The organism is Acetobacterium bakii (assembly GCF_001263355.1).
In the GTDB taxonomy this organism is placed as follows: Bacteria; Bacillota; Clostridia; order Eubacteriales; family Eubacteriaceae; genus Acetobacterium; species Acetobacterium bakii.
The window spans coordinates 1-3,272 of the sequence record NZ_LGYO01000054.1; the positions used below are offsets into that span (position 1 = coordinate 1).

At 45.1% G+C, this 3,272-nt stretch carries 2 protein-coding genes; both read left to right on the forward strand.

Annotated elements, in window-relative coordinates; genetic code table 11:
* On the forward strand, window positions 1–2,154 hold a 2,154-nt coding region (locus tag AKG39_RS17150; protein ID WP_050741627.1), incomplete at its 5' end, for a xanthine dehydrogenase family protein molybdopterin-binding subunit.
* 19 nt (window positions 2,155–2,173) lie between these two features.
* A partial coding sequence (locus tag AKG39_RS17155) for an NAD(P)-binding protein (protein ID WP_152912183.1) occupies window positions 2,174–3,272 on the forward strand: 1,099 nt, incomplete at its 3' end.

The following is a 3,272-nucleotide window of genomic DNA, read 5'->3' on the forward strand; positions in this document are numbered from 1 at the left end:
ATCGATACGTCGGATGCAGAAATGATGCCGGGAGTCGAAAAAGTAATAACGCATAAAGATGTTAAAGGAATTAATCGAATCACATTTCCAGTTGCCGGTGCACGATCCAAGGCAAATGGATTTGATCATGCAATTTTAGTGTCTGACAAGATATACAGATATGGCGATATTGTTGCTATCGTTGCAGCACGAACCAAGAAAGAGGCCCGGGCAGCAGCGAAAAAAGTCACGTTTGAATATGAACAGCTGCCAGAATATTTAAATATCCTTGAAACCATGGCCATTGATGCACCCCAGATCAATCCTGAATACCCGAATATTTATATCGAAGCACCACTTGTTAAAGGTCAGGATACCAGAAACGTGATTAAGCATTCAGCTCACGTGGTTGAAGGCAGTTTCTATTCTCAACGTCAGCCACACCTTGTCATTGAGCCGGATACCAATCAGGCGTACTTTGATGAAGAAGGCCGCCTCACGGTACAATGCAAGAGTTTGGCACTTGGTCTGACAAAAGGAGTAATCGGTGCCGGCATTGGGTTCCCAGTGGAGAATATTAGAATTATTGAAAATCCTACCGGGGCAAGTTTTGGATATGCAATTTCACCACTCATGCCGGCAATCGTGGCAGTTGCCGCCATGGCCATTGAAAAACCGGTGACGGTGTCGCTCAGTTATGAAGAACATCAGCATATTACCGGGAAGCGGGCACCATCTTTCTCTAATGCAAAACTTGCCTGTGATGAAAAAGGGAAGTTAACGGCAATCGAATATGAAATAGCCTATGATAAAGGGTCCTGTACTGAGACAGCAGATGTACTGGTTCAAAAAGGTCTGCGTTTCATGGGGGCTCCATACACCATACCCAATGCGATGGGTCTCTCCAAAGCGGTTGTTTCCAACCATACCTATTCGACAGCCTTTAGAGGGTTTGGTTCTCCGCAATGTTATACCTGTTCGGAACAGCTCATGGATATGCTGGCGGAAAAAATTGGTATGGATCCGTTGGAGTTTCGCTATATCAATGTCTACCGAGAAGGCGATGTCAGTCTGAACAGTAATCAATTTGATGTTTATCCCATGGTGGAAATACTGGATAAGCTGAGACCGAGTTACCAGAAAGCAGTGGAAAAAGCAAAAAGCGAATCCACGTCTGAACGGAGAAGAGGGGTGGGAATTGCCTGTGGGGAATACAATGTTACCAGCGGGCCAAATGATCACGCCGAGGTCGCTCTGGGACTTAATCCGGATGGAACGGTAACCCATTATAATACCTGGGAGGATCAGGGACAAGGAGCAGATATCGGGACACTTGTGCATACCCATGAAGCACTCAGACCGCTTGGTTTGCGACCGGACCAGATCCGTCTGTGTATGAATGATACGGCACTGGCGCCGATCACAGGACCGGCAGCGGGCAGCCGTTCCCATTACATGGCTGGCAACGCAACGATTAATGCAGCTGAACAACTGATGAACGCCATGCGTAAAGAAGATGGAACCTATCGTACTTATGCTGAAATGATCAGTGAAGGAATTCCAATAAAATATTTAGGGATCTCAGACACAACAGGGCAGACCACTGAAATGGATCCTAATACCGGTCAGGGAAATCCAACTGCCGAGTATACTTTCTGTGTATTTATGGCTGAGGTTGAAGTTGAAGTTGCCACTGGAAAGACCACCGTGCTCAGCATGAAATGTATAGCCGATGTTGGTGTTGTCGGAAACCTCCTAGCGGTTGAAGGCCAGGCGTTTGGCGGGATGGAACACGGCATCGGGATGGCACTGTCAGAGGAGTACGATGATATTCAAAAACATATCAGTCTCATTGGCAGCGGCTTCCCCTTTATTAATACGATCCCGGATAATCTAACGGTTGAATTTGTTGAAACTCCGAGACCAACGGGACCGCACGGTTCATCTGGCTGTGCGGAAGCGTTCCAGAGTTCGCCTCATGTCGCTGTAATTAATGGGATTTACAATGCCTGTGGCGCGAGAATTAAAGAATTGCCAGCCAGACCGGAAAAGGTAAAGGCGCTACTTGAAGCAAAAGCAGAAGGCAGAAAGATAGCACAAAAGAAATATTTTCTCGGTTCCGATTTATACGAGACGATTGATTACATCAAAGCAAACCCAATAACTGATAAATAAACATTATAAGGACTATGTTATGGATATAACAAAACTAGAAAAACTAAAAAAACAATGTTCAAGAGATGAACCTATATTTTGTACCAACCAGTGCCCTCTTGGTGTAGACATAAAAAAGCTGGCATTCAGAATTGCTTCAGGGGATTTCAAGGGGGCTTATAAAACTTACAGCAGTCAGGTGCTCTTTCCGGAAATTATCAGCAGACTTTGTGACAACCCCTGTCAAACTGTCTGTATAAGAACAAAAATTGATGAAGCAATCTCAGTGAGAATGCTAGAGAAAGCCTGCTGTGACTATACTGCCGCAAAAGAAACGCCAGGATATTATATCCCTCGAAAGAAAAAATCCATTGCCGTTATCGGTGGGGGACTTGGAGGATTGAGCTGCGCTGTCAAACTGACCAGAAAAGGCTATAATGTCAACCTTTTCGAAGAAAAAAATGGTTTGGGAGGATATCTAAGGGAATCGAACAGTCCGGTTCCTCTCCAGATTATCGAAATAGAATTAGGCAATGTCATCCAAGAAGAAGGCATCAAACTGTATTTAGACACTAAAATTAGGTCTCTTGCGGAGCTTGAATATGACGCCCTGTACATCGCAACGGGGTGGGGAGGTAATGATTTTAACTTAGGCGAAGGCTTTGACCCGGTTTCTCTGGTAACAAAGATGAATGGTGTTTTTGTCAGCGGAAGTACGATGAAAAGAAGCGAACGCTCAGTTTTAATTCCGGTGCGAGAAGGGATTCGTGCAGCTCAATCCATTGAAACATTTCTAAAGATTGGAACAATGGGAGGGGCCGCTGGCTGTCATGAAGTCATTCCATCACGACTCAGCGTGGATATCTCCGAAGTGGTGAAGGACGAAGGAATCGTGCCTGGAAATTTCGAATCATATACTCAGCAGGAAGCCATAATGGAAGCCAAAAGATGTCTCCAATGCGGCTGTGATATCTGCATGACATCCTGCGAGATGTTGTCGTTTTTCGAAAAAAACCCTAAAAAGCTCATCGATGATGTTGAAGCTTCAATGAACATCATAAAAGCATTCACGACAAATGTTGCTTCGCGGGAGATCAACTCCTGTAATGCCTGTGGTTTGTGTAAAGAGGCATGCCCGG